A 26,344-nucleotide genomic window follows, 5' to 3' on the forward strand; every position below is an offset into this window, starting at 1 on the left:
CGGCGGCCCCGGTCGCCCGCGCCACGCCGCCCCCCGTCGCGCCCCCGCAGGCTCCGGCGGCGGTCCGGCCCGCGTCGGGTCAGGTGCCCGCGGTGCCTCCCGCGAAGCCCGCGTCGGGCCAGGTTCCTTCGGTGGCTCCGGCTGTGGGCGGCGTTCCGCCCGTGGCTCCGGCGACGGCTCGGCCCGCGTCGGGTCAGGTTCCTTCCGTGGCTCCCGCGGCGGCTCGGCCTGCGTCAGGTCAGGTTCCTTCGGTGGCTCCGGCTGTGGGCAGCGTTCCGCCCATGGCTCCGGCGACGGCTCGGCCCGCATCGGGACAGGTGCCTTCAGTGGCGCCTGCCGTGGGCAGCGTTCCGCCCGTGGCCCCCGCGACGGCTCGGCCCGCGTCGGGACAGGTGCCATCAGTGGCGCCTGCCGTGGGCGGCGTTCCGCCCGTGGTTCCGGCGACGGCTCGGCCCGCATCGTCCAGTGGGGTTCCGTCCGTTTCTCCCTCGGGAGGAGCGCCCACGACGGGGGCGCCTCCGCGTCCCACTCCCGCGGGCCTCGCGCCCATGGGGGCCGCTCCTCGTGGGACACCGCCGGGCATTGCCCCTGTGGGTGCCCCGGCCACGGCACGGCCCACGGTGTCGGGGGTTCCGTCTGTTGGCGCCGCGTCCGTGCCGCCGGTGACGACCGCGCAGACCCGGCCCACCGCGACCGCGATTCCGGCCGTGGGCGCGGTGACCCCGCCTCAGGCTCCGGCGACTCCCGCCACGCCTCGCGCGACCGTGACCGCGATTCCGGCCGTGGGCGCGGTGACTGCTCCGCAGGCTCCGGCAACTCCCGTCGGTGCTCGCCCCACTGTCAGCGCGATTCCGGCCGTGGGCGCAGTGACTCCGCCCCAGGCGCCCGCCACAGCCCGGCCCACCACCACGACGCCGGCCGTGGGCGCGGTGACGCCTCCCGTGGCTCCCGCGTCGACGCCTCGCATCGCACCGGTCGTTCCGCCCACCGCGAGCGCTTCGCCCGCGATGCCCCCCGCCATGCCGCCGTCGGTGCCGAGCATCGCGTCCATGCCGACGCCGCCGCCCGTGGCCCCGCCGCGTCCTCCCGCCGCCAGCACGCCTCCGCCGCCGCCCGCCGCCGCAGGGGGCCCTGCCCTCAGCCCGGAGCAGCTCGCGGACCTGGAGTCACGCTGCGCGAAGCTCGACCAGCTGGACTACTTCGAGCTGCTCGGCGTGGCGCGCACCGCCGTCCCCGGCGACATCAAGAAGGCCTTCTACAAAGAGAGCCGCGTCTACCACCCGGACCGCTTCTTCCATCTGGAGTCCAAGGCCCTCAAGGACCAGGTGAACGAGCTCTACAAGCGCGTCACCGAGGCCTATTACGTCCTGCGCGACGACACCAAGCGCAAGAAGTACCTCTCCGACATCGCCGGCCCGGACCGCGCGCAGAAACTGCGCTTCACCGACGCCTCCGAGTCCGAGACCAAGGCCGCCGCGAAGAAGGAGCAGGAAGAGCAGATCGGCACCCACCCCAAGGGCCGTCAGTTCTACACCCAGGCCCAGAAGGACCTGGAGTCCGGCAACCCCTCCGCCGCGGAGCGCAACCTCAAGATGGCGCTCACCTACGAGCCCGCCAACGCCCGCTACAAGGAAGCCCTCGCGGAAGCCCAGAAGCAGACCGCGGACAAGTCCAAGGGCGACTCCTCGTTCAAGATCCGCTAGCGGCCCCCAGGAGCCCACCCCATGGTCATCGACCTCATCCTCCTGGGCATGGTGCTGTTCTTCGGCATCCTCGGCGCCCTCTCCGGCGCTGCCCGGCAGGTGGCCAACTCCGTGGGGCTCGCGGCGGGCTACTTCGTCTCGCGCAAGCTCGCGCCCCTCGTCGGCCCCAAGCTCGCCGTCGCGCTGGGCTCACCGCTGCTCATCGGGACGCTCTTCGGCACGGTGCTCCTCTTCGTCGTCACGTGGCTCACCGTGCGCTACGCCCTGGGCGCGCTGCTCCTGCGCTTCCTCTCCGGCAAGGACTCCGACGAGCGCGGCCTGGACCGCACCCTGGGCTTCGTGCTCGGCGGCGGGAAGATGGCGGCCCTGTTCTGGGTCTGCCTGAGCGCGCTGACGTTCATGGAGCAGCACGTCGTCATCGCCGGCCAGCGCTGGGGCGTGGCCCCCAAGGACTCCGTCGCGTTCGACATGTCCCGCCGCTTCAACCTCTTCGAGCTGACCCAGTTCGCCCCGCTGGAGGACCTGGTCCAGGTGGCCCAGGCCGCGCACGACCCCGCCAAGGCGAAGAAGCTCCAGGAGGATCCGGCCTACAAGGCGCTGCGCAAGGACCCGCGCTTCCAGCTCGCGCTGTCGCACCGGGACCTGCAGGACGCGCTGGAGCGCGGCGACACGCGGGCCCTGTTGCGCAACGACGTGGTGCTCCAGCTCATCCAGGATCCGCAGGCGGCGGCACGGCTGGGCGCCGCCGCCCGGGCCTCCGAGAAGCCAACGCCCGCTAAGCGTTGAGCTCCACGTCGTCCAGCGCCGCGAGCCGCGCCTTCACGAACTCCGCGTCCACCGTCACGTGGCGGTGCTTGCGCTCCGGCGCCTCGAACATGATGTCCGACATCACGTGCTCCAGGATGGAGCGCAGGCCGCGAGCTCCCAGCCCGCGCGACATGGAATAGCGCACCACCTCCCGCAGGCCACTCTCCGGGAACTCCAGCTCAATCTCATCCAGCGCCAGCAGCTCCTTGAACTCGCGGGTGATGGCATCCGGAGGCTCGGTGAGCACGCGCAACAGGTCGGACTCGCCCAGCCGCTCCAGTTGCACCATCACCGGCATGCGGCCCAGGAACTCCGCCATCATCCCGAAGTCCACCAGCTGCTTGGTGGAGATGCGCTTCTCCTTGCGCTTCGCCCCGAGCGCATCCGCGCCAAAGCCCATGGCGCGGCCGCCCTCGTCGCCGAAGTCGTGCAGGTCGCTGAACGTGCCCGCGCAGATGAAGAGGATGTCGCGCGTGTCCACCTGCACGAAGTCACTTTTGTTCCACGCCTGCGTGACATTCATGGGCACGTGCACCTCGCGCCCCTCCAGCAGCTTCAGGAGCGACTGCTGCACGCCCTCACCGCCGATGTCGCGGCTGCCCGCGCCGTTGCGGGCGCCTTGCGTGCGGCGGGCAATCTTGTCCACCTCGTCGATGAAGATGATGCCCCGCTGGGTGTCCTCCACGGAGTGGTTCGCCTTGAAGAGCAGGTCGGACACCATCACCTCCACGTCCTTCCCGTAGTAGCCCGCCTCCGTGTACTCGGTGGCGTCCACGGTGGTGAACGGGACCTGGAGGATCTCCGCCAGGTTGCGCGCGATGTGCGTCTTGCCGCTGCCCGTGGGTCCAATGAGCAGGATGTTGGACTTCTTGATGAGGGACTGCCGGCGCATCCGCCGCGCCTGGATGCGCTTGAGGTGGTTGTGCGCGGCGATGGCCACCGCTCGCTTCACGACGTCCTGGCCGATGACGTACCTATCCAGCCGCTCGAAGATCTCCCGCGGGGTCAGTGGCGCTGCCTCTTCCCTGCGTGCGGACGACTCCATGTACCCTCCCCTTCTCTCCACTCGACCTCCCTGCGCTGCCCAGGTGGAAGGGTAGGAATTGGATGCTGACCGGCCCACCGGGGCTAGAGCCCGGAATGGGGCCCCTGCCCGCCTGCTTGCCCTGGGAACAGGCGGCTATTGAATGGATGGGGCGTTTCCGATAGTCCGGCCCCCCTCCCGTGTTCATGGGAGTTTCCACACCCCCGCCGCGCGCTCCACCGGAGGCACGAAACAACGATGGCCGCTCCCTCCCCTCAGCACCGCTGGACCCTGGCCGATGCTCATGAGCTGTACGGCATCCGCAACTGGGGCTCGCCCTACTTCGGCATCAACGACAAGGGCCACGTGTGCGTCCACCCGGACGGGCCCGCCGCTCCGAGCATGGACCTCAAGGAGCTGGTGGACGAGGTCCGTCGCCGGGGCATCGGTCTGCCGCTGCTCCTGCGCTTCACGGACGTGCTGCGCCACCGCGTGGTGCACCTGAACAACGCGTTCAAGAAGGCCATCGCGGATCAGGGCTACAAGGGCCTGTACCGGGGCGTGTACCCCATCAAGGTGAACCAGCACCGCTACGTGGTGGAGACCATCATCGAGGCGGGCAAGGAGTACACCTACGGCCTGGAGGCCGGCAGCAAGCCGGAGCTGCTCGCCGTGATGGCGCTGCTGGACAGCGAAGACGCGCTCGTCATCTGCAACGGCTACAAGGACGAGGAGTACATCGAGACGGCGCTCTTCTACTCGCGCCTGGGCCGCAACGTCATCCTGGTGGTGGAGAAGCCCAGCGAGCTGCCCCTCATCGCGGAGGTGGCGCGCCGCACCGGCATCACCCCCCGGCTGGGCATGCGCGTAAAGCTGTCCACGCGCGGCGCCGGCAAGTGGGAGGCGTCCGGCGGTGACCGGTCCAAGTTCGGCCTGTCCTCGTCGGAGCTGATGAACTGCATCAGCTTCATGAAGGACGCGGGCCTGCTGTCCTCCTTCGAGCTGCTTCACTTCCACCTGGGAAGCCAGATCTCCAACATCCGCAACGTGAAGAACGCGCTGCGCGAGGTGGGCTGCTTCTACGTGGAGGTGGCCCGCCAGGGCGCGCCGCTGAAGTACCTGGACGTGGGCGGCGGACTGGGCGTGGACTACGACGGCTCCCAGACGAACTTCGCCTCCTCCATGAACTACACGACGGAGGAGTACGCCAACGACGTCGTCTTCGGCGTGATGGAGGCCTGCGACCGCGCGGGCGTGCCGCACCCCACGCTCGTCTCCGAGTCCGGCCGCGCCGTCGTGGCACACCACGCGGTGCTGGTGGTGGACGTGCTGGGCACCAGCGAGTTCGACCCGTCCCAGACGCCCGACAAGGTGGACGACAAGGCGCCCTCCGTGGTGCGCAACCTCTATTCGACGTTCCGCGAGGTCACGAACAAGAACGTCATCGAGGCCTTCCACGACGCGCAGGACGCCAAGGAGGAGAGCCTCCAGCTGTTCTCCCTGGGCCACCTGTCGCTGGAGCAGCGCGTGGCGGCGGAGAACCTCTACTGGGCCATCTGCCACAAGATTCTGCGCGTGGCGCGCGAGGCCGGGGAGATTCCGGAGGAGCTGGAGGCGCTGGAGAAGCAGCTGTCGGACACGTACTTCTGCAACTTCTCCGTGTTCCAGTCGCTGCCGGACTCGTGGGCCATTGATCAGCTCTTCCCGATGATGCCCATCCACCGTCTGGCGGAGAAGCCGACCCGGCGGGCGACGCTGGCGGACATCACCTGCGACTCGGACGGGAAGATCGAGCACTTCATCGACAAGCGCGAGGTGAAGGACGCGCTGGAGCTGCACGCGCTCAACAGCGACGACTACTACCTGGGCATCTTCCTGGTCGGCGCGTACCAGGAGATCCTGGGCGACCTGCACAACCTCTTCGGAGACACGCACACGGTGCAGGTGTCGCTGGCTCCGGGCGGCGGCTACCTCATCGACCACGTCGTCGCCGGGGACACCGTGACGGAAGTGCTCAACTACGTGAGCTACAACAAGGACGACCTCGTCGCGAAGCTGCGCAAGTTCACGGAGCTGGCGCTGCGCCAGGGGCGCATCACCCTGGACGAGTCCCGCAACCTGCTGCGCGTCTACGAGGACGGCCTGTCCGGCTACACGTACCTGGAGCGGGAGGTGGACGCGACGTTCACCTCCGCCAGCCAGCTGCGCCTGCTGCCCGGCCCCGAGAACGGGGCGCGCACGCCCGTGACGCCCTCGGGGACCTGAAGTCCCTGACGGCTCAAGCCTCCGTCGGGACCGGTGCCTGTTCGCCGGTCTCGACGGATGTGTCGCTGAACGCGGTCTCCGTCGCGCGAAGGCGCAGCGTCTGGAGCGTCTCCAGCTGCCCGTCGGCCCGCTCGGCGAGGAAGGCGAAGTCGAACCGCGCCAGACGCGGCTCCTTCGCGGCCACCTTCGCCAGGCTCCTCCACATGGACACGCGTCCGTGGGAGCCCACGCACAGGCCTTCCAGCTCCACCAGCCGGCTCAACGGTGAGTAGCGCAGCCAGGAGCCGTTGAGCTTCAGGCGCGACAGCTTCTCCGTCAGCCACGCGCCGCCCACCTTCAGCGGGTCCACGCGCGCCTCCACCGCGGACATCACCGACAGCAGCGTGGCGCGGTCCTGCTCCAGCAGCGGAATCAGCGTGGCCAGGTACTGGCCCACCGGGTTGCTGCGGTTCTCGCGCTCCGTCCGCTTCGCGAGCTCCAACCCCACGGTGGAGCCCAGCAGGTGGTCGTTGAGGTAGATGCCCAGTCGCTTCAGGTTCATGTACCCAGGAGAGTGGGCACGACGACCGCCTGCCGCATGCGGGGCTCGGAGGGCGGGCAGCCGACCGAGCCCCTTCACGACTGCTTCAGTCCGGGTAGCCGAACGACGCCGTGACCTTCACGTCCGGGTGGAGGCTGCGCGCCACGGGACACTCGTGGGCGATCTTCTCCAGCAGGGTGCGCTGCTCCGGCACGAGGCCGGCCGGCATCAGGATGGAGATCACCAGCTCGCCAATCTTGCGCGGCGGAGGGGTCATCCGCTTCTCCACCGTCGCGCGCACCTCGCCCAGGGTGAAGCCCTCCTTGCCGGCCACCAGGTGCATGGTCGTCACGACACAGGACGCCAGCGCCGTGGCCACCAGGTCCGTGGGGGAGAAGCTGCCGCCGGTGCCGCCGTTGTCCTTCGGCGCCTCCGTGGGCAACGTCGCGCCAGACGGGCCGTGCGTCACCTGCGTCTTCAGCTGGGGAGCACTCACCAGGGACATCACCACACCCGTCGCGGGCTGCTGACTCATCACCGTCTCCTTGGGACTTGAAGCCTGGGTTGGAAGAACTGCGCTCTAACGCACGAAGCTGTCGTGGGCCTTCGCGTCCTTCTTGGAGGAGGGCGCGGCTTCCTCGACGCTCCAGTCCAGCGTCTTCATCAGCGACTTGCTGCGCTTCTTGACGTCCGCGTCCAGGAACTTCACCGCGTCGTCCATCTTGTCCATCAGGCGCATGGGCTTGCGCTTGTTCTTGGGCTCGCTGAACAGTGCGTGCGTGAGCCAGGGGAACACCGCCGTCACGTCGCAGTGCACGTACATGGAGCCCGTCTCCACCGCCTCCACGGACACCTTGCCCCAGGTGTGGCCCTCACCGGCCGGGCAGCTGGACAGCGCGCCGTTGTCCACCGGGTCCACGCAGAACTGCACGTCGATGTCGAAGCCCGACGTGGGGACGTTGAGAATCTGGTCGAGCAGCGGCTCGCCCTGGAGCGTGTAGTTCTTGGGCACGCCGCCGCCCAAAATCCAGATGGCCAGCTTCCCGCTGCCGTTGTGGCGGCAGTAGTGCTGCATGGCGGCCATGGAATAGACGTCGTCGTTGATGTCGAGCTCGAACTTGAACTCGTCACCCAAGAGGCGCTTCAGCTTCACGACGTTGAGGAAGATGGAGCCGTCCTGCACCGCGCCCACCCAGATGGGCACGCCGTGCTTGTAGCAGGTGGACAACAGCGACGGCTGCTTCACGCCCAGCTGCTTCTCGATGCCGTAAATGGCCTTGCCCAGGAGGTAGTGGAACTCCGGGGTGGTCATCTTCCGCTGGAACTGCGGCTGCCGGAGGATGGCGGAGAAGAGGCGGTCGGTGTCGAGCAGCGCCTCCTCCCAGAAGCCCAGGTCGTAGATGCGGATGATGCGCGCCAGGCGGTACTGGAGGTCGCCCGCGTTGGGGTTCACCTCGCGGATGCCGTGGCCGATGATGCGGTGGGCGTCGTGGTAGAGGTTGGCGCCCGTGGTGGTGATGGCGGAGATGATGCCCTTCTCCACCAGCGGGATGAGGCAGGACTGGTGCAGGCCCGCGGGCGTCATGGCACCCGACAGCGTGAGGAAGATGGACGCGTCCTGCTGCACGGACTGCTGCATCAGCTCGAACGCGGTGCGCTCCTGGCGGCCCACGTAGGCGCTGAACGCGTGCGCGAGCAGCTCCGCCGGCTTCTCCTTGCCGGTGATGGGGCGCGGATCCGCCTTGCGCGCGTTCGCGTAGGCGGCGCGAAGGGTGGACTTCTTCGGGGTCGGGGTCGTCTTGGCCATGGCGCGGCGATCTAGCACCGCCGGCCTGCCAAGGGGAGGCCCGGCTCCAGCCCCGCCCTCCCCTGGGGCCGCCACCGGACAGGAACAAACCCCTCGCCGTGCGGATTCACACAGGGCCCGCTCTTCCGGCCCCTTCCCATGGGGACATGGCGTAAGAGTGCCCGCCTCGCCGCCCTCCGGAGGGTTCCACCGCCGTGATTGACCTGCATTCGCACACCACCGCCAGTGACGGCCAGTACCCGCCCTCGGAGCTGGTGGCGAGAGCCGCCGCCGCGGGCGTCACCGTCCTGGCCGTGACGGACCACGACACGGTGGCGGGGCTCCATGAAGCCCGGCAGGCCGCCGCGACGCATGGTGTCGAGCTGGTGCCCGGCATCGAGCTGTCCGCCTTCGTCTACGGCAAGGAGGCCCACATCCTGGGCCACTTCCTGCGCCCGGAGGACCCGGACCTCGCGCGCTTCGCGGACCGGCTGCGCGACGAGCGCACCCATCGCATGGAGGCCATGGTGGCCCGCCTGCGGGAGCTGGGCTTCCCGGTGCGCATGGAGCAGGTGCGCAAGGTGGCCGGGGACGCGCAGCTGGGGCGGCCCCACCTGGCGCGGGTGCTGGTGGATCAAGGCTGGTGCATCGACGTGAAGGCCGCGTTCGACCGCTTCCTGGGCACGGGCCGCGCGGCGTGGGTGGAGCGCTTCAAGCTGGACGGCGCGGAGGCCATCCGGCTCATCCGCAACGCGGGCGGCACCGCGACGCTGGCCCACCCCAGCTCCTCCAAGATGGAGCGCTCGGAGATTCACGCGCTGGCGAAGGCGGGCCTCTCCGGCCTGGAGATCCTCAGCGCGGACCACAACCCCTCGGTGCGTCAGAAGTACCTGGCGCTCGCGGCGGAGTCCGACCTGGTGCCCACCTTCGGCAGCGACTTCCACGGCGAGGCGGTGGCGCCCGACCACCGCCTGGGCGTCGCGGCCATGTCCCCGGAGCTGTTCCAGAAGCTGCGCGCCCGCGCGCCTTCGTCCCGGCCCGTCTGATCAGGACCGGGGCTGGGCCTTGAAGCGGCTCGTCACCGCGGTGAGGCCTTCGGCCACGGCCTGGAGGTCCTGGGCGATGCGCGTGGTGCGGCCGGTGGCATCCACACCCTGCTTCACCAGGTCCGCCACGTTGCGTGCGCCCTGCACCGCCTGCTCGCTGGACTGACGCTGCTGGCGGGTGGCGATGGTGATCTGCCGCGCCGCTTCGCTGGTGCCACGCGCCAGCTCCACGATGCGCAGGAAGACGGCGGAGGCCTGCTCGGCCACCTCCACGCCCCGGTCGCTCGTCGCCATGCCCACGCGGGCCTTGGATGCGGCCTCCTCACCGGAGTCCTGCACCTTCTCCACGATGCGAGCGATGTCGCGCGCGGACACGGACACGTTCTCCGCCAGCTTGCGCATCTCCGCGGCCACCAGCGAGAAGCCCCGGCCCACGTCGCCCGCCTTGGTGCCCTCCAGCGCCGCGTTGAGCGCCAGCAGGTCGCTGCGCTCCGCCACCTGGTTGATGACCTGGGCAATCTTGGAGACCTGCTGCAGGTCCTTGTTCAGCCCCACGATGGCGTCCGCCACGCCCTTGGACTCCGTGCGGATGTCGTTGATGCCGCCCACCACCTGGGCCACCACCGCCATCGCCTCCGCCACCGCGTCATGGGTGCGCCGCGCGCTGGACTCCACCACCTCCGTGGACGAGGAGATCTGCTCAGCGGTGCGGGAGAGCTCCTCGAACGTGGCGGCGATCTGCTGCGCGTACGCGGCCTGCTGGCTGATGACGTGCTCCTGATCCGCGGAGGCCCCCATCAACCCGCGTGACGCGCTGGACAGCTGCTCGGTGCGCGTGACGAGCTCCATCACCGTGGAGCGCAGCGTGCTCAGCATCTCGTTGAAGGAGGTGGCCATCTGCCGCACCTCGCCAGCGGCGGACACGTCCAGCTCGCCGCGGAACACGTCGCCCCGGGCCACCTCACGCGCCACCTGCGTGACGCGCGACACGGGGTCCGCGATGGCACGGCTGATGATGACGGCGAGCCCCAGGCCCAGCACCGCGGCGCCCAGGTAGCCCATGAGCGAGTAGCCCTCCGTCGCCGCCAGCGCCGCCTTCACCTCGTGGGTGCCGAAGCCCGCCCGGTACACGCGGCCATCGCTCTCGCAGCGCACCACGACCTGATCCGAATCCGTCAGCCGCGCCACCGTGCACGCACCCGGCTTGAGCTCCTTCGGCTCGGGGGGCCCTTCCGGCACCTGGCCGCGCACGGCCACCACCGTGCCGTCCGCGCGGGTCAGCTCCTGGAACGTCAGCGTGAAGCCGCCGGACTCCACCTGGTTGAAGACCTCGTCGCGCCGCGCGCGGGCGTCCGGCGCGCTCTCCGGCAGCGCGAGCGAGGGGTGCCGCACCACCAGCGTCCCCAGCGTCACGGCCCTGCCGGCGAGCACTTCCAGGCCCGCCGCCTTCTGCCGCGCGGGGAAGTACACCCCGGTGAAGAACATCACCGCGAGGCACGGAAGCAGCACCGCGATCGCCACCTGCATCCGCAAGGTCAGCCGGCCCCACATGTCGACGACTCCCCAGGCGATGAAGGCAAGAAGGACAGCCCACTGACGCTAGGCGTGGGCTCCCCACAGCGTCAAACCGACCCCGGTCCAGGCCTGGGAGTGGCAGGGCGGGCACGGGCGCCCGCTGATCCACCGCCCGTCCGGGAGCAGGCGTCCGGGCAGCTCGGTTTCGGCCGTCTTCTCAAGGGGTTGGCGGGCCCGGCGCGGGGGGTGTTTCCCTTTGACACGACGCCAGCGGTGTCGTTAGGGTCCGCGCCCGATGACAACACCCCTCGCCCCGTACCTGCCGATGGCGGTGGTGCTCCTGCTGGCTGGTGTCATGGGGATGATCATCCCCCAGATCACCTCCCGGCTGGGCCCCAAGCGCCCGAGCAGCACCAAGTCGGCCCCCTTCGAAGCAGGCTCCGAGTCGAGCGGTCCCGCTCGCCAGCGCTTCGCCGTGAAGTTCTACGTCATCGCGCTGCTCTTCATCGTGTTCGACGTCGAAGCGGTGTTCCTGTACCCCTGGGCGGTGAACTTCCAGGCGCTCGGCTGGTTCGGCTACGTGGAGATGCTGGTTTTCGCGTCGACCCTGGTCGTGGGCCTTATCTACGTCTGGAAGAAGGGCGCTCTCGACTGGGAGAGCTGAGACACCACCATGGCTGACACCGACATCGCGCCGATCATGACCACCCGCCGGGACGAAGCCATGGGCTTCTTCCAGAAGCTGGTGTCCAAGGGCCTGGGCTGGGCCCGCAAGTACTCGCTGTTCACCTACCCGTACGCCACCGCGTGCTGCGGCATGGAGTACATGTCCGTGGCCGCCAGCCGCCACGACATCTCGCGCTTCGGCGCGGAGTTCCCGCGCTTCTCGCCGCGCCAGGCGGACCTGCTGATGGTGGTGGGCACCATCAACCTGAAGCAGGCCCCCATCCTCAAGCGCGTCTACGAGCAGATGACCGAGCCCAAGTGGGTCGTGTCCTTCGGCGTGTGCGCGTCCTCCGGCGGCTTCTACGACAACTACGCGGTGCTCCAGGGCATCGACCGCATCATCCCGGTGGACGTCTACATCCCCGGCTGCCCGCCGCGTCCGGAGCAGGTGCTGGACGGTCTGATGCTGCTGCAGGACAAGATCGGCAACCAGGTGCACCGGCTGCGCGACCCCGGCGAGCCCAACGAGACCGCGGCGCACCACGCCCGCATGCTCGCCGCCGGCAAGTAGTCACACCGCTCTCGCTCCACCCCACGGGCCCCGCGCCGCCTCTCACGAAGAGGCAGGTGACGGGGCCCGAGGCGTTTTGGGGGCCTACCAGCGGTGGTACGCGGGGTGGCCTTCCTTCACGGCGACGAAGGTGCCCCGGCAGGTGGCCGTCACCTTGCCGTTCTCGCCGGTGAGGGTGCCCTCCACGACGACGCGGTCGCCCTCGATGGACACGGGCTTCGCGGACAGGTGCACGGGGCCCATGGGCGTGGGGCGCTTGAGCACGATGGCGTAGTCGGCGGTGACGGTGCACGGCGGGGTGGCCGCGCCCTGCGCCTTCATCAGGTGGTACGCCGCCGTCCAGTTGCAGTGGCAGTCCAGCAGCGCGCCGATGATGCCGCCGTTGAGCACGCCCGGGAACGCCTGGTGGTGCTCCTCCGGAGTCCAGTCCGCGACGACGAGGTCACCCTCCACGCGGCTGCGGATGCGCAGCCCCTTGGGGTTGGCCGGGCCACACCCGAAGCAGGCGTTGTGGGGGGCGTACGTTTCCTGGAGGCCGCGAGTCGTTTCGGTCGTCGACATGGCCGGCGACTCTACGTGAGGCGGACTCCGGCGCGCGCTCCGTCGCGTCGTCCAGCCAGTCCGCCAGCGCGCGCGCGTCCGCCCCTTCACAGTCCCCCATGCAGGTGCGGCGCACGCTGCCATCCGCCTGCGGCCGGTCCACCACCCAGCGCTGTCCGTCGAAGGCGCCGGTGTCCTTCTCACGCAGCACCGCCGTGCCCGCGTCGTCGCCCATCTCCACCACGCCGTCCGGGCGCAGGCGGTACGCGTCGAAGGTGCGCGGCGCGCCGGGCCAGTGGCCCGGGTCGAACACCTCCGGGCTCACGTGCGTGTAGCCCGTCTCCGCGTACAGCGGCGTGAGCGGACGCGCCTCGCCACGCAACAGCGGCCCGAGCGACGCCCCGTCAGACTCCGGCAGCGCGGACAGGCCGGACAGCTCCAGCAGCGTGGGGCCCACGTCCACCAACCGCGCCAGCGCGTCCACCTGCGCGGGGCCAGCGCCACGGCCGCCAGGCATCTTCACCGCGAGCAGGATGCGGTTCTCCTCGTCGCCCAGCCGGGCGCCGTGCACGGACGTCGCGCCCGCCAGGTCCGGCCGGTCCGCGTGGAAGCTCTCGCCGTGGTCGGACATCAGCACGATGAGCGCGTCGTCGTAGCGCCCGGAGGCCCGCAGCGCGTCCAGCAGCGTCCCCACCTGCGCGTCCGCCTGCGCGAGCAGCTCGTCGTAGAGCCCCTCCGCGCCCGCGCGGTTCCACGCCCCCTTCGCTCCCGGGCTCACCGGCGCGAAGTGCATGCGCAGCCGGCGCTCCAGCGGCTCGGAGGAGGACACATAGCGGCGATAGAACGGGTACACCGGGTCGCCCGGGAAGTGCGCCGCCGTGGCGTGGAAGGCGAAGAGCAGCGGCCCCTCCCCTGCTTCCGCCACGAGCCCGTCCGACAGCCGCCGGGCATAGCCCATGGGGTCGTGGATGCCGGCCAGCGCGCGGTTGTCGATGAACTCGGGCACCCACTCGGCGCCGGCCGGGTTGTCCGCGAACAGGCCCAGCGCCCGGTAGCGCAGCTTCTCCAGCGCGAAGTTGATCGCGCCGCGCGGAGGCTGCCAGCGCGTGGCGAAGCCGGAGGCCGGCCCTTCGAAGTGGAAGCGCGAGCAGTCCGTGGCGAACACCGTGCGCCATCCGGCGTCCGTGAAGCGCTGCGCGAAGGTGGGCGCCAGCACGAGCCGCGCGTCGGGCGTCAGCGGGTAGCGCACGCCCGTGCGGTACGGCCAGCGCGCGGTGAGCAGCGAACGCCACGCGGGCTCCGTCTGCGCCACCGGAGTGTAGGCCTGGGTGAAGAGCGTGGCGTCCTGGAGGAAGCGCTCGACCTGGGGCGCGACACCATGCCCCGTCGCGCCCAGCCGGTCCGGCCGGAACGCGTCGATGCCGATGAGCACCACCAGCGGCTGCCGGACGGAGGGCACCACCCGGCGCACCGTCACCGCCACCGCCAGCACCACGACGACGCCCGCCACCACCGCCCACGCGGCGCGCTCCGCCCGGAGGGCCGCCGGACCACCAGTGGCCGCGAACCGCCGCAGCCCCCGGGCGCCGCGCCACGCCAGCACGGCCAGATGGACCGCCACCCACGCCCCGGCCGCCGAGCGCGCCTGCCACGGCTCTCCGTGATCCACCAGCCACGCCAGCACCGGCCGCACCGCCGGCAGGTCGTCGAAGAGGGCGGGCCGCGCGAGCGCCCGGTCCCAGGCCCAGAACAGCAGCAGCCCCACCCAGTGCGGCACCATCAACGCCAGCGACGCCCACCCACCCCGCCGCGTCCAGGCGGAGGTCAGCACCGCCGCGCCAAGCCCCAGCAGGCCGCCCGCCACCATGTACACGGCGACCACGCGCAGGATGACGCCGGGCAGCAACGGCCGGACCGCCGCCGCCAGCGCCGCGTAGGGGCCATCCAACGGGATGTCCACGCCCACCACGCCCGCCTTGAGCAGCCAGACGGTCTCGGCGGCGAAGAGCAGCAGCCCCAACAGGGAGCCAAGGGCCAGGCGCCCCGAGGCGGCACGGAGGAAGGAGGCGACGGTCCGCACGGACATGCCTCCAGCCTCTACCCCGTCCGGGCATTTCCATGCCAACTCTGTGTTCTTCCGGGCTTTCAGGGAGCACCTGATGTGCATGTCACACACTGTCGGTGCAAGATGGCGCCTTCACTGTTCCTGACCGCCGCTTCCCTCGGTCCGGGGGGGCCACTCCCATGTCATCCAGCGCCACGCCCAGCGACAGCCTGCAGGAGTCCGTCCGGCGCGCGCTCGACATGGAACGGCAGTCCAATGGACGGCACCTGGCGTGGGTCCGGCTGGGCGCGGTGGGCGTGCTCTTCTCCATGGCCGTGTACCTGGGCCGAGTGCGCGAGCTGCACGACTGGGACGTCTATCTGGCGCCCTTCGCGCTGTACCTCGTGTGCACCACCCTCGTGGCGGTGGCGGTGACGGCCTCCGCGCGCATCGCCCGCTGGGCGTCACTGTCCGTCGCGTTCGTGGACGTACCCGCCGTGTACTGGCTGCAGCACCTGGCGCTGCCGGTGTCGCCCTCACCGGGCGGCGTGGCCGGCTTCACGCTGGGCATCTTCGCGGCGCTGGTGCTGCTGTCCGCGCTGAGCCTGAGGCGGCCCGTCACCCTGCTCGTCACGGTCATCGCCATCCTCGCGGAGGTGGAGCTCCAGCGGCAGGCCTCCATCGGCGGAGGCGCGCAGGTGGCCGGCGCGGTGATGCTGGCCATGACGGCCGCGGGTGCATCCCGACTCCTCCAGCGCATCCGCTTCCTGTCCGCCGCGGTCACCCAGGAGGAGCTCCAGCGCGCCCGCCTGGGCCGCTACTTCTCCCCCGCCGTCGCTGAACGCCTCCAGGACCGGGACTCCCCCGCCCCGGAGCTGCGCGAGGTGTCCGTCCTCTTCGCGGACGTGCGCGACTTCACCGCCATGAGCGAACGGCTGCCGCCCGAGCAGGTGGTCACCATCCTCAACGAGTACTACGGCCGCATGGTGGAGGTGGTGTTCCGCCACGGTGGCACGCTCGACAAGTTCATCGGGGACGCACTGATGGTGTACTTCGGCGCCCCGCTACCGGACGCCCACCACGCCCGCAGCGCCACCCGGTGCGCGCTGGACATGGTGCGCGAGCTGGAGGCCGTCAACGCCGAGCGCGCCGCCCGGGGAGAACCCGGCCTGCGCATGGGCGTGGGCGTGCACACAGGGCCGGTGGTGCTGGGCAACATTGGCTCGCCGTTCCGGCGCCTGGAGTACACGGCCATCGGCGACACGGTGAACCTGGCCAACCGCATCGAGCGGCTGACCAAGGGCTTCGCGGTGCCGGTGCTCGTCTCCCAGGCGACCCGCGAGCAGGCGGGTGACGCCTTTCGCTGGTCCCCCGCCCCCACCGCGCTCGTCCCTGGCAAGAGCCAGCCGGTGGTGACCTTCATCCCAGAGCCCACCGAGGGTGCCCCGGTGCTGGGTCCGGACGTGGCCGCCTGAGCCCTTCCGCCCCCGTGCCCAGGCAGGCAGGGGGTGGATCGCGACGCGGGCTGCTGGACCACCTAAGTGGCCTACACGGTTGAGGGTTTACGTTGACGCCTCACGCGAACGGTCCTTATAAAGCCGCGGTTTCCTCTGTCGTAGATCGAGGCCCCCCTTGAGCATTTTCGCGTTGGACCGGGTCGCCGCCCAGTTCCCCGAGGCGGTCGCGGAACGCTATGTCGACCGCGCTGGTGGACCCTGGGCCGTCATTCATGCCGAGTGGCTTCCGAAGGTCGCCACCTTCCTGAAGATGGACCCCGAGCTGGACTTCAAGCTGTTCGGCTCCGCGGACGCCGTGGATCGCCTGCACCTGGCGGAGAGTGATCCGCGCTTCGAGGTCGTCTACTTCCTCTATTCGCTCAAGCGGAAGGAGCACGTGCGCCTGAAGGTGCGCGTGACCGAGACCCGCCCGGAGCTGCCCTCCCTCACGCCGCTGTACCGCGGCGCCAACTGGTGGGAGCGGCTGGTGTTCGACTTCTACGGCATCCGCTTCACGGACCACCCGGACCTGCGCCGCATCCTCCTGTACGACGAGTTCCAGGGTCATCCCCTGCGCAAGGACTACGCGCTGCGCGACCGCCAGCCGCTGATCCCCGAGCGCCCCATCAAGGACATCTTCCGCGGCCCCGGCACCAGCGGCGTCGCCTGATCGAGACCTCACCATGTCCGACAGCCACAACACCGACGCGCAGAAGCCGCACAACCCCGACACCGATGGGTTCGCCCACGAGGAGTCGGATCTGGAGTCGCATTTCCAGACGAAGAACATGGTCATCAACATGGGCCCCTCCCACCCGGCCACGCACGGCACCGTGCGGCTGAAGGTGGAGCTCGAGGGTGAGACCATCGTCAAGATCGACCCGGAGATCGGCTTCCTCCACCGCGGCTTCCAGAAGAGCTGCGAGAACGTCACCTGGACGCAGTGCCTGCCGTACACGGACCGGCTCAACTACCTGTCCGCGATGATGAACAACTTCGGGTTCCTCAACGCCGTGGAGAAGCTCATCGGCCTGGAGATCCCCGAGCGCGCCCAGTACATCCGCGTCATCGGCAGCGAGTTGCACCGGCTCACCGACCACCTGACGTGCGTGGGCGCCACCGGCCTGGAGATGGGCGGCTTCGCGCCGTTCCTCTACGGCATGGAGGCCCGCGAGCTCATCCAGGACCGCGTCACGGAGCTCACCGGCGCGCGCCTCACCACCAGCTTCGGCCGCGTGGGCGGTATGAACCGCGACCTGCCGGAAGGCTGGTCGGAGAAGGTCAAGAAGACGCTGGACCGCACCGAAGAGCTGCTCGTGGAGATGGACGGGCTGCTCACGCGCAACCGCATCTTCGTGGACCGCACCAAGGGCACCGGCGTCATCTCCGCCGAGGACGCCATCGACTACGGGTGGACGGGCCCCGCGCTGCGCGCGTGCGGCGTGGATCACGACCTGCGCAAGGTGCAGCCGTACTGGGTCTACGACCGCTTCGACTTCGACGTGGTGGTGGGCGAGCACGGCGACAACTACGACCGCTACCTCGTGCGCCTTGAGGAGATGCGGCAGTCCATCAAGATCATCCGCCAGGCCCTCGACACCATCCCCGCGGGCCCCATCATCGTGGACGACTGGCGCATCGCGCTGCCGCCCAAGCCCGAGGTGTACGGCACCATCGAAGGCGTGATGGCGCACTTCAAGCTGGTGATGGAGGGCATCCAGGTGCCCCCCGGTGAAGTCTATGACGCGACGGAAGCGTCCAACGGCGAGCTGGGCTGGTACCTGGTGAGCGACGGTCGCGGCCGCCCGTACAAGGTCCACGTGCGCGCCCCGGGCTTCCCGGTGCTGGCGGCGCTGCCGCACATCATCCAGGGCAAGATGCTCGCGGACCTCGTTCCCACCTTTGACACCATCAACATGATCGGCGGCGAGGTCGAGCAGTGAGCGACAACGACACGAAGAAGCCCACCGGTGACGCGCAGACGCCCCCCAAGGGCGCGCCCACCGACACGCCCGCGGCCAAGATTGGCCCGGAGCCGTCCAACCCGCCCGCTGGCGCGAAGCTGGACAATCCGCCCGCGGCCGCCAGCGGCCCCACCGGCACGCCTCCGCCCAAGCCGGCGGCGCCTCCGGCCGGCGGCCCTCCGCCCAAGCCGCAGCCCAAGAACCCGGGCTTCGTGACGGCGGTCATCGACGGGCGCGAAGTCGTGGTGAAGCCGGGGACGAACATGATCGAGGCGGCCAAGTCGGTCGGCTCGGAGATCCCCTACTACTGCTACCACCCGCGCCTCTCCATCGCGGCCAACTGCCGCATCTGCCTCATCGAGGCGTCCAACGCGCCCAAGCTCGTCCCCGCCTGCCAGACGCCCATGGCCGAGGGTCAGGTCATCAAGACCACGACCCCCAAGGTCAAGGAGCAGCAGCGCGCGGTGATGGAGTTCCTGCTGCTGAACCACCCGGTCGACTGCTCCATCTGCGACCAGGCCGGTGAGTGCAAGCTGCAGGACTACTACATGAAGTACAATTACAAGCCCTCGCGCCTGGAGGGCACCAAGGCCCTCAAGCACAAGCGCAAGGTGCTGGGGCCTCACGTGGTGCTGGATCAGGAGCGCTGCATCATCTGCACGCGCTGCGTCCGCTTCATGAACGAGATCCCGAAGGAGCCGCAGCTGGGCGTCTTCGGCCGTGGCAGCCACGAGCGCATCGACGTCTTCCCGGGCAACGAGCTGGACAGCAACTACTCGCTGAACACCGTGGACGTGTGCCCGGTGGGCGCGCTGCTCTCCCGCGACTTCCGCTTCAAGGCGCGCTCCTGGTTCCTGTCCGCCACGCCGTCCGTCTGCACGGGCTGCTCGCGCGGCTGCAGCATCTCCGCGGACTGGATGTCCCAGGACACCTACCGCTACCGCCCGCGTGAGAACGAGGCCATCAACAAGAGCTGGATGTGCGACCAGGGCCGCCTGTCGTACAAGGACCTGAACGTGGGCCGCGTGCTGTCCGCCCGCGTGGGCCGCGGCCTGCAGGCCCCCGGCACGGTGCAGCCGGTGCTCACGCGCAAGGACGCCGCGCTCGGCGCGGTCAAGGCGCTCAAGCCGCTCGCGGGCTCCAAGCAGCTCGCGGTGCTGGCCTCGCCGGTCGCGTCCAACGAGGACCTGCTCGCGGGCCTGACGTTCGCCAAGACGGTGCTGGGCGTCACCAGCGTGTTCGTGGGCGGCCGGCCTCAGGGCAAGGCGGACCACTACCTGATGACGGCGGACAAGAACCCCAACCGCCAGGGCCTGGCGCTCATCGCCAAGGGCCTGGGGCTGTCGCTCAAGGGCTTCGAGGAGCTCACCCCCGCCATCAACGCGGGCCAGGTGAAGGCGCTCTACGCGGTGGGCACGGAAGTCCCCACGGACGCGGCCGCCTTCGCGGAAGTCGCCGCGAAGCTGGAGGTGTTCGTCGCCCAGGCGCAGAACGAGTCCCCGGTGACGGCGCAGGCCACGGTGCTGCTGCCCGCTTCGGCGCACATCGAGGACGAGGGCACGTTTACCCAGCAGGACGGCATCACCCAGCGCTTCCGCAAGGCGTACCCCTCCAAGGGGGACGCGGTGCCGCACTGGAAGTGGGCCACGGAGCTGACGCGCGAGCTGGGCGGCGAGGCCGCCGCGGCCTCCGCGCGCGACGTGTGGCGGGCGCTCTCCGGGCAGGTGTCCGAGTTCGCCGAGTTCAACTGGGACAAGGCCTCTCCGCCGGACCGGGAGAAGCCGGGCATCAATCCGCTGCCGTCGGGAGCCGACGGCCGTCCGCCGGGCTACCGTGAGTTCGGCGCGCCGCGCGTGAGGGGCATCTGACCATGAGCCGTATCCTGACCATGCTGTTCGCCATGGCCTTCATCGTCTTCGCCATCGCTGGCGGAGTGGCCTCGGCGTATCTGGTGGGCTACCTGGCGGAGGAGTACCTCTTCGAGGGTGCCAGCCGCCTGACGAACATCATCTTCCTGATGCTCGTCTTCGTGATGATCACCGCGACGCTGCTCACGCTGGCGGAGCGCAAGTGGTCCGCGTTCATGCAGGACCGCGTGGGCCCCAACCGCGCGCGCCTGTCCGCCATCCCGGGCCTGGGCAACCGCTCCCTGGGCGGCATCCCGCACATCATCACCGACGTGCTGAAGATGCTGACCAAGGAGGACTTCGTCCCCGGCACCGCCAACCGCTTCCTGTTCAACCTGGGCCCCATCCTCGCCTTCGCGCCGGTGTTCGCGCTGTTCGCGGTGGTGCCGGCCGGGCCCACGGTGAACGTGTTCGGCAAGACGGTGGACATGGTCGTCGCCACGCCGGACTTCGGCATGCTGTACCTGCTCGCCATCGCGTCGCTCGCCGTCTACGGCACGTCGCTGGCCGGCTGGTCCTCCAACAACAAGTTCGCGCTCCTGGGCGGCGTGCGCGCCTCCGCGCAGATGATCAGCTACGAGGTGGCGCTGGGCCTGTCGCTGGTGGGTCTGTTCCTGGCCTTCTCCTCCGTGCAGCTGCCCACGCTGGTGGGTGACGTGGGCAACGCGCTCGTGTCCGGCACCGGCCAGGCGAAGTACCTGTGGCGCACGGACGGCGGCTTCGACCTGGGCCTGCCGGCGTGGGGCATCTTCATCCAGCCCCTGGGCTTCATCGCCTTCTTCGTGGCGTCCTTCGCGGAGACCAAGCGCGCCCCGTTCGACGCTCCGGAAGGCGAGTCGGAAATCATCGGCTACTTCGTGGAGTACTCCGGCATGAAGTTCGGCATGTTCATGATCTCCGAGTTCGTGGAGGTCGTGGTGCTGGCCGGCGTGACGGCGTCGCTCTTCTTCGGCGGGCACCACCTGCCCTTCGGCGGCGAGTGGCTGGCGGCGCAGCCCTTCTTCCAGGAGCACGGCTGGGTGTACGGCACGCTGCTGGGCACGGTGTTCTGGATCAAGGTCATCCTGCTCATCTGGGTGCAGCTGGTGATCCGCTGGACCTTCCCGCGCTTCCGTTACGATCAGATCCAGAACCTGGGCTGGAAGATTTTGCTGCCCGTGGGCCTGGCCAACGTGTTCATCAGCGGCGCGCTGGTGCTGTGGGATCCGTCCCTCCAGGCGCTGGGCGTGGTGGGCCTGCTGGAGATCGGCTTCGTGATCGCGCTGACGATGACCTCGGGTTCCAAGGCGGCGGACGCTCACGACGCGGCGCACGGCCATGGGCACGACACGCACGGCCACGGAAGCGATGCGCACGGCCTGCCGGCGCACGCGGACCCCCACTCCCACTCCCCGGCGGGCGCGCACTAGCGCGGTCCGGAAGCGAGACAAGACACCATGGCGTTCAATGCTTCCCAGGACCCGCGCACGGACCTCCGCGAGCGGATGTACATCCCGGAGCTGCTGCGCGGTCTGGCCATCACGACCAAGCACTTCTTCCGCAACATGTTCGGCACGCGCGACCCCAACCCCCAGGTTGTGGACCGCACGGGCATGAACCTGATGACCACGGTGGAGTACCCGGAAGAGAAGCCCATCTATCCGGAGGGCTACCGCGGTCTGCACCGGCTGGTGCCGCGTGACGACGGCAAGCCGCGCTGCGTGGCCTGCTACATGTGCGCGACCATCTGCCCCGCGCAGTGCATCTACATCGAGGCGGGTGAGTACGAGACGGCGTCCTCCGACTCCGAGTCGGCGGTCATCGAGAAGTACCCCACCCAGTTCGTCATCGACGAGCTGCGCTGCATCGTGTGCGGCCTGTGCGTGGAGGCGTGCCCCAAGGACGCCATCCGCATGGACACGTACATGCACACGCCGTCCGAGTACAACCGGCAGAACTTCGTCTACGACATCCCGAAGCTGCTCAAGGGCCCGCCGGTGTCGCACCCGTCCGACCCGTGGAACAAGCGCGACAGCTCCTCGGAGCCGCACCACGTCCACAAGGAAGCGCACACGCGCGTCGGCGAGGGACACGCGGACCATGGCCACGGCCACGCCAAGCAGCTGGGCGCGGGCCACGGCCATGCCAAGGCGAGCACCGGGCACGCGGTGGTGACGCAGCAGGGTCCCATCCAGGTGACGAAGTTCATCAAGTAGTCCCTTGTTTCGCACCGCGTGGGGCGGGCCGTCCGCCGCCCCTTCGCACGCATCCCGGCCCGCCTCCTTCCCGCTGGATTGGGAAGGGCGGGCCGAAGCCTTTTCTGGGGGCATGTGGTGATGCTGCACCTCTTCAATGCGCATGGTGCCTGCCTGGCACGGGGAGCCCCGCCGTGAAGCGCTACCGGATGTCGGTGTGCAAGGGCTCCAGCTGCCGCGCGGGCGGCTCGGACGCGGTGCACGTGGCGGCGCGCGAGGCGCTGGCGGAGAAGGGCCTGCAGGCCCGCTGCGAGCTGTACCGGGGCGGCTGCTACGGCTTCTGCCACATGGGGCCCAACGTGGTGGTGCGCGAGGACACGGGCCGCAAGCGAGACCCGCTGTCCCCGGAGGACTACCAGCTCATGGGGTGGCCCGGAGAGGTGTACTACTCCGGGATGACGGCGGAGAAGATGCGCCGCGTGGTGGCCGAGCACATCCAGGACGACGCACCGGTGCGCGAGCTGTTCGGCCAGCCGGACTCCGGCGACGACGACTGATGCGCAGGAGGTGGGCCGTGCTTCGCGCATCCCGTTCACCCCTCCTCCTGCCGGGTCTCGTGGGCCTGCTGGTGCTGGGTGCGTGTTCGCGGCCCGCGGCGCCCCTGAAGGTGCTCGGCGCGCATGCGGATGCGGACAGCCCCCGCGTCGTGGGCGCGGCGCTCGTCCGGGACGGGGATTCGCGCGAGGAGCTGCTGCGGCGCCATCCCCGTGTCGAGCCCGACGCGGCGCTGACGTCCACTCTGAAGGCAATCCTCGCGGACTCCGGGCAGCATCTGCGATGGAGCGCGGCCCCCGCGGAGGACCTGGAGTGTGACAACGGCGACGTCCGCTTCCGGATCCAGGTGCGGGTGCCGCCCGCGTGCCGGGAGCGCGCGTGTCCCGTGCTCGCCTTCTACACAACGGGCTGTCCCCGGCCGGACTACCACTGGCGCCCGGAGTTCTTCCTCCGCGCGGGCTTCATCTTCGCGGAGCCCGCGGTGCGGGGCACCAAATGCTCCGAGGACTGGGCCCGCGCGGACAACGGGCCACTGCGCGTGGCGGCCGCCACGGACCTGGAGGCCGCCAGCCGCTGTCTGCGCCAGCGCTTCACCCGCGATGGCGTGGTCCCCAGGTTGGGCATCCTCGGGTGGAGCTACGGAGGCAACCAGACGCTGGTGGGCATGACGCGCTTCGCGGGCAGCTACGATGCGGGCTTCGCCTTCGCGGCCAAGACGGACCTGGCCTCATTCCTCTCCCAGACGACGCCAGAGCTGCGCGGTGCCAGGGCCTCCGAATACGGCGATCCGGAGCGGGACGCGGAGCGGCTTCGCGTCATCTCCCCCGTGACCTGGGTGGACCGCGTGGAGGCCCCCATCACCCTGATGCTGGGCGCGAGGGACCCCAAGGTGTCGCTGTCGGACGCGGACGTCTTCGTGCGCAAGCTCCGGGCGAGGGGACAGGACGCGACCCTGATGATCATCCCCGAGCACGCGCACCTCACGGAACGCCCGGAGGAGATCGCCTTCGAGCACGCCCACCTCCTCCAGTTCTTCACCACGCGCTTCGGTGTGCCCCTGAGGGTGGACACGCAGCCCTGACGGGCTGCCTAGCGCGCGTCCGTGCTGCGCCGGCCCCAGCGGATGACGCCGTCCCAGTCCTCGGGCGGCGGCGCCTGGATGAGGCGCTGGCAGCGCTGGACGTAGACGCGGGCCACCGGGTCGCCGTGCTCCACGGTGCAGCGGCGGAACAGCTCCTGGGCCACGATGAAGTCGCGCCCGTAGTAGGCGGTGAGGGCCTTCTCGTAGAGGGCGATGCCTGCCTGCTTCTCCGGGGAGAATTCGCCCCGGCGGCCCAGGAGTTCGTGCACGCGCACGGGCTGGGGACGGTCTCTCAGGAGCACGCGGTCCACCTCGCGGAAGACGTAGGCGTCGCTGGCGAGCTGCGCGGTGGCATGCCCCACCAGCATCTGGGTGCCGTACTCCTTGTTCGCCGCCTCCAGCCGGCCGGCCATGCTCACCGCTTCGCCCATCACGGTGTAGTGGGACTTGAGCTCGCTGCCCATGTCGCCCACCAGCAGGTCGCCCGTGTCGATGCCGGCGCGCACCGACAGCCGGTGGCCGAACTGCTTCTCCCAGAGCGGCTGCTTCAGCGCGAGCGCCGCCTGGAGCTTCAGCGCCGCCTCGCAGGCCAGGTGCGCGTGGCGGTCCGTGCGCACGGGCGCGCCCCAGAAGGCCATCACTGAGTCGCCGATGTACTTGTCCACCTGCCCCGCCGTGGCGCGCACCACGGCGGTCATCTCCGTGAGGAAGGTGTTGAGCAGCGGCACCAGTTGCTCCGGCGGCATCGCTTCCGACAGGCGCGTGAAGCCCTCGATGTCGCAGAGGTACACGGTCATCTGCCTGCGCTCCGGCTTCATCAGGCTCACGTCGCGCGCCACCAGCCGCGCCACGTCCGGGCTGACGTAGCGGCCCAGCGCGCTGTGCACGAACTCGCGCACGTCCTGTTCGGTGCGGAAGGCGTAGAGGGTCGTCACCAGGAACGCGAGCCCGCCGGACCACAGCGGCCCCGCGACGGCGATCCACACCTGGTCATGGACGAAGACGTAGCCCGCCGCGCCCACGTAGCCCGCCCCGGCAGCCACCGCCACGCAGACGAAGAGGAAGGCGCCGCCCACCGAGCGCAGGAGCCAGCTGAACGACAGCGCCAGGAACGCGCCGATGAACGCGAGCCCCATGGTGGCGAGCATGTCCACCTTCGGCGGCGCGCGGGTGATGCCGTCCGACGCGAGGATGTTGGCGAGCGCCTGGCCCAGCACGGCGCCGTTGGCGATGCCCGGCCCGATGGGCGTCACCCGGCGCTCGGGCGCGTAGCTGCTGGTGTTGGTGAGGATGACGGCGCGGCCATCCAGGTCGTGGTCGAAGCGGACGGGCCGCGCCTCTTGCGAGTCGAAGAGGTTGAGCAGCACGTTCCACGCGCGGATGGAGCGGGCGAGCGGGCCACGCGCGCCGCGGGTGGCGGCCGGGGCCTCCCAGCGCAGCAGGCTGTAGCCGGCCGCGTCCATGGGCACGGAGTACTTGTCCCCGATGTAGAGGCGCCCCTCCGCGTACCGCAGCTTCTGCGTGCCCGCGAGCCGCATGGCGGCGGCCAGGGGCAGAGAGGGCAGGACGTAGCGCTCGCCCCCGCGCGGACTGTACGCGACGAGGTGGGGCACGCCGCGCACCACGCCGTCGGAGTCCGAGGGCAGCGTGGTGGCGCCGTAGCCGCTGGCCTGGCTGAGCAGCGGCGTCACCGGGTGCTGGAGCTGGCGCACCTCCAGGAGCTTCTCCGGATCCAGCCCCTGCACCTGCACGGAGGCCAGGGCGAGGAACAGGTCCGACGGGGCCACGCGGAAGGCGTCGTCCGCGGCGCGGCGCTCCTGGATGGACGCGGCGGCGGTGCCCAGTTGCTCGCCCAGGCTGCGGCCCTCGCCCTCGTCCGCGACGCCGGCCCAGACCTCCAGGGCCTTGCCCGCGGGGATGAGGAACGCGGGGCGCTGGAGGGCGAGGACGGACTGGGCGCGGGTGCGGGCCTCGGTGACGCTGGGGTAGCTGCCCAGGCGGACGCGGTAGGGCCACAGGCGGCCGGTGGGAGGCAGCGTGCGGGTGCCCTCGGCGCCCCAGCGGAAGGCGAGCACGGAGTGGCCGGGGTCCTGGTCCAGGAGGGCACGGAGCGCGTCGTCGTCCTGGGACAGGGCGCCCCGGCCCGAGCGCGTGGGGGTGACGCAGGCGCGGGGGCTGAGCTCCGGGTAGGCGAAGTCCAGCATCACCACGGAGGCGCCCTCTTCCACCAGCCGGTGCACCATGCCGCCCATGACCTGGCGAGGCCACGGGTACGCGGCGATGTCCGCGCGGGGACCCTGCTGGGCTTCGGCGAGCGTGTCGTCGTCGATGGAGACGAGCACGACGCGGTCGGAGCGCTCGGACACCTCTCCCAGCTGGCGGATGCGCCAGTCGTAGAAGACGCGCTCGCCGCCGTCTATCCAGCGCGAGAGCCCGTCGATGAAGCCGGAGGGCGACAGCCAGGGCGCGGGCGTGTCCTCCGGCCGGACGGGGCCCGTGTCGCGCTGGGAGACGAGCAGGCCCAGCAGGCAGCCGAACAGGGCCGCCATGGCGAGCGAGAAGCCGAGCCGGTGGAGGAAGCGGCGGCCAGAGGAGTGGATGCGGAGGCGTTGCACGAGCGGCGCACAGGATACTCCGTCGGAGCCCCGCGCCCATGGGCAACACGCGCGGTATGGTTGGC

Annotated in this window: 22 protein-coding genes; 14 read left to right on the forward strand and 8 right to left on the reverse strand. The window is 70.2% G+C overall.

The genetic code is table 11. The annotated features are described in order from the left end of the window. Positions 1-653 precede the first annotated feature (653 nt). Together D7X99_RS43965 and D7X99_RS30395 are read left to right on the forward strand one after the other, a co-directional pair. Complete coding sequence (locus D7X99_RS43965; RefSeq protein WP_233613850.1) at positions 654-1,703, forward strand: DnaJ domain-containing protein; 1,050 nt, start codon at positions 654-656, stop codon at positions 1,701-1,703. Positions 1,704-1,724: 21 nt separating this feature from the next. Beyond that, on the forward strand, positions 1,725-2,489 hold the full coding sequence (locus D7X99_RS30395; protein ID WP_121780834.1) for a CvpA family protein: 765 nt from the start codon (positions 1,725-1,727) through the stop codon (positions 2,487-2,489). Here D7X99_RS30395 and clpX read toward each other — a convergent pair. Beyond that, positions 2,479-3,555, reverse strand: a complete 1,077-nt coding sequence (clpX, locus tag D7X99_RS30400; RefSeq protein ID WP_121780835.1) for an ATP-dependent Clp protease ATP-binding subunit ClpX — start codon at positions 3,553-3,555, stop codon at positions 2,479-2,481. The genes D7X99_RS30395 and clpX overlap by 11 nt on opposite strands. Positions 3,556-3,792: 237 nt before the next feature. On the opposite strand from clpX, the gene speA reads away from it, so the two are divergent. Then, on the forward strand, positions 3,793-5,799 hold the full coding sequence (gene speA, locus D7X99_RS30405; protein ID WP_120577340.1) for a biosynthetic arginine decarboxylase: 2,007 nt from the start codon (positions 3,793-3,795) through the stop codon (positions 5,797-5,799). Positions 5,800-5,812: 13 nt separating this feature from the next. On the opposite strand, the gene D7X99_RS30410 is transcribed toward speA, so the two are convergent. The 3 genes from D7X99_RS30410 to D7X99_RS30420 form a co-directional block, all read right to left on the reverse strand. After that, entirely contained in the window at positions 5,813-6,340 is a 528-nt protein-coding gene (locus D7X99_RS30410; protein ID WP_120577341.1) for a hypothetical protein, read from the reverse strand. Between the two features lie 85 nt (positions 6,341-6,425). Then, entirely contained in the window at positions 6,426-6,854 is a 429-nt protein-coding gene (locus D7X99_RS30415; protein ID WP_120577342.1) for an OsmC family protein, read from the reverse strand. Positions 6,855-6,899: 45 nt separating this feature from the next. Beyond that, positions 6,900-8,126, reverse strand: coding sequence for a deoxyhypusine synthase family protein (locus D7X99_RS30420; RefSeq protein WP_120577343.1), 1,227 nt, complete (start codon positions 8,124-8,126; stop codon positions 6,900-6,902). Positions 8,127-8,320: 194 nt separating this feature from the next. Here D7X99_RS30420 and D7X99_RS30425 point away from each other — a divergent pair, with 194 nt between their 5' ends. Next, positions 8,321-9,151 carry a PHP domain-containing protein gene (locus D7X99_RS30425; protein WP_121780836.1) on the forward strand — a complete coding sequence of 277 codons (831 nt, stop codon included), beginning with the start codon at positions 8,321-8,323 and terminating at the stop codon, positions 9,149-9,151. Here D7X99_RS30425 and D7X99_RS30430 read toward each other — a convergent pair whose 3' ends face one another. Beyond that, the gene (locus tag D7X99_RS30430; RefSeq protein ID WP_121780837.1) at positions 9,152-10,702 is read right to left on the reverse strand and encodes a methyl-accepting chemotaxis protein; all 1,551 of its coding nucleotides are present in this window, start codon (positions 10,700-10,702) and stop codon (positions 9,152-9,154) included. It lies immediately after the preceding gene. Positions 10,703-10,961: 259 nt separating this feature from the next. Here D7X99_RS30430 and D7X99_RS30435 point away from each other — a divergent pair, with 259 nt between their 5' ends. Both D7X99_RS30435 and D7X99_RS30440 read left to right on the forward strand, forming a co-directional pair. After that, positions 10,962-11,330, forward strand: coding sequence for an NADH-quinone oxidoreductase subunit A (locus D7X99_RS30435; RefSeq protein ID WP_120594627.1), 369 nt, complete (start codon positions 10,962-10,964; stop codon positions 11,328-11,330). 9 nt (positions 11,331-11,339) lie between these two features. Beyond that, the gene (locus tag D7X99_RS30440; protein ID WP_120566535.1) at positions 11,340-11,903 is read left to right on the forward strand and encodes an NADH-quinone oxidoreductase subunit B; all 564 of its coding nucleotides are present in this window, start codon (positions 11,340-11,342) and stop codon (positions 11,901-11,903) included. Between the two features lie 84 nt (positions 11,904-11,987). Here the strand turns inward: D7X99_RS30440 and D7X99_RS30445 are convergent, their stop codons facing one another. Both D7X99_RS30445 and D7X99_RS30450 read right to left on the reverse strand, forming a co-directional pair. After that, positions 11,988-12,356 carry a PaaI family thioesterase gene (locus D7X99_RS30445; protein ID WP_169820855.1) on the reverse strand — a complete coding sequence of 123 codons (369 nt, stop codon included), beginning with the start codon at positions 12,354-12,356 and terminating at the stop codon, positions 11,988-11,990. After that, positions 12,346-14,529 (reverse strand): sulfatase-like hydrolase/transferase, encoded by a 2,184-nt coding sequence (locus D7X99_RS30450; RefSeq protein ID WP_121780838.1) that lies wholly within the window; start codon positions 14,527-14,529, stop codon positions 12,346-12,348. Before D7X99_RS30450 ends, D7X99_RS30445 begins: the two co-directional genes overlap by 11 nt. 158 nt (positions 14,530-14,687) lie before the next feature. Here D7X99_RS30450 and D7X99_RS30455 point away from each other — a divergent pair, with 158 nt between their 5' ends. From D7X99_RS30455 to D7X99_RS30490, 8 genes are all read left to right on the forward strand, one after another. Next, a complete protein-coding gene (locus D7X99_RS30455) occupies positions 14,688-15,962 on the forward strand; it encodes an adenylate/guanylate cyclase domain-containing protein (RefSeq protein ID WP_121780839.1) in 1,275 nt (424 codons plus the stop codon). A 172-nt stretch (positions 15,963-16,134) separates the two neighbouring features. Next, positions 16,135-16,653, forward strand: a complete 519-nt coding sequence (locus D7X99_RS30460) for an NADH-quinone oxidoreductase subunit C (protein WP_121780840.1) — start codon at positions 16,135-16,137, stop codon at positions 16,651-16,653. Between the two features lie 13 nt (positions 16,654-16,666). Further along, the gene (nuoD, locus tag D7X99_RS30465; RefSeq protein WP_121780841.1) at positions 16,667-17,926 is read left to right on the forward strand and encodes an NADH dehydrogenase (quinone) subunit D; all 1,260 of its coding nucleotides are present in this window, start codon (positions 16,667-16,669) and stop codon (positions 17,924-17,926) included. Further along, entirely contained in the window at positions 17,923-19,815 is a 1,893-nt protein-coding gene (locus D7X99_RS30470) for a 2Fe-2S iron-sulfur cluster-binding protein (protein WP_121780842.1), read from the forward strand. Before nuoD ends, D7X99_RS30470 begins: the two co-directional genes overlap by 4 nt. 2 nt (positions 19,816-19,817) lie before the next feature. Then, positions 19,818-21,263 (forward strand): complex I subunit 1 family protein, encoded by a 1,446-nt coding sequence (locus tag D7X99_RS30475; RefSeq protein WP_121780843.1) that lies wholly within the window; start codon positions 19,818-19,820, stop codon positions 21,261-21,263. A 27-nt stretch (positions 21,264-21,290) separates the two neighbouring features. Further along, on the forward strand, positions 21,291-22,049 hold the full coding sequence (locus tag D7X99_RS30480) for an NADH-quinone oxidoreductase subunit I (protein ID WP_120594634.1): 759 nt from the start codon (positions 21,291-21,293) through the stop codon (positions 22,047-22,049). Between the two features lie 173 nt (positions 22,050-22,222). Then, positions 22,223-22,585: a ferredoxin gene (locus D7X99_RS30485; RefSeq protein WP_120620128.1), complete on the forward strand. Its 363-nt coding sequence runs from the start codon at positions 22,223-22,225 to the stop codon at positions 22,583-22,585. Between the two features lie 17 nt (positions 22,586-22,602). Then, positions 22,603-23,664 (forward strand): S9 family peptidase, encoded by a 1,062-nt coding sequence (locus D7X99_RS30490; protein ID WP_158627093.1) that lies wholly within the window; start codon positions 22,603-22,605, stop codon positions 23,662-23,664. Positions 23,665-23,672: 8 nt separating this feature from the next. Here the strand turns inward: D7X99_RS30490 and D7X99_RS30495 are convergent, their stop codons facing one another. Continuing rightward, a complete protein-coding gene (locus D7X99_RS30495; RefSeq protein ID WP_346729778.1) occupies positions 23,673-26,279 on the reverse strand; it encodes an adenylate/guanylate cyclase domain-containing protein in 2,607 nt (868 codons plus the stop codon). Between the last annotated feature and the right edge of the window lie 65 nt (positions 26,280-26,344).

Origin of the sequence: Corallococcus sp. AB032C (assembly GCF_003668935.1) — a bacterium.
Lineage (GTDB): Bacteria > Myxococcota > Myxococcia > Myxococcales > Myxococcaceae > Corallococcus > Corallococcus exiguus.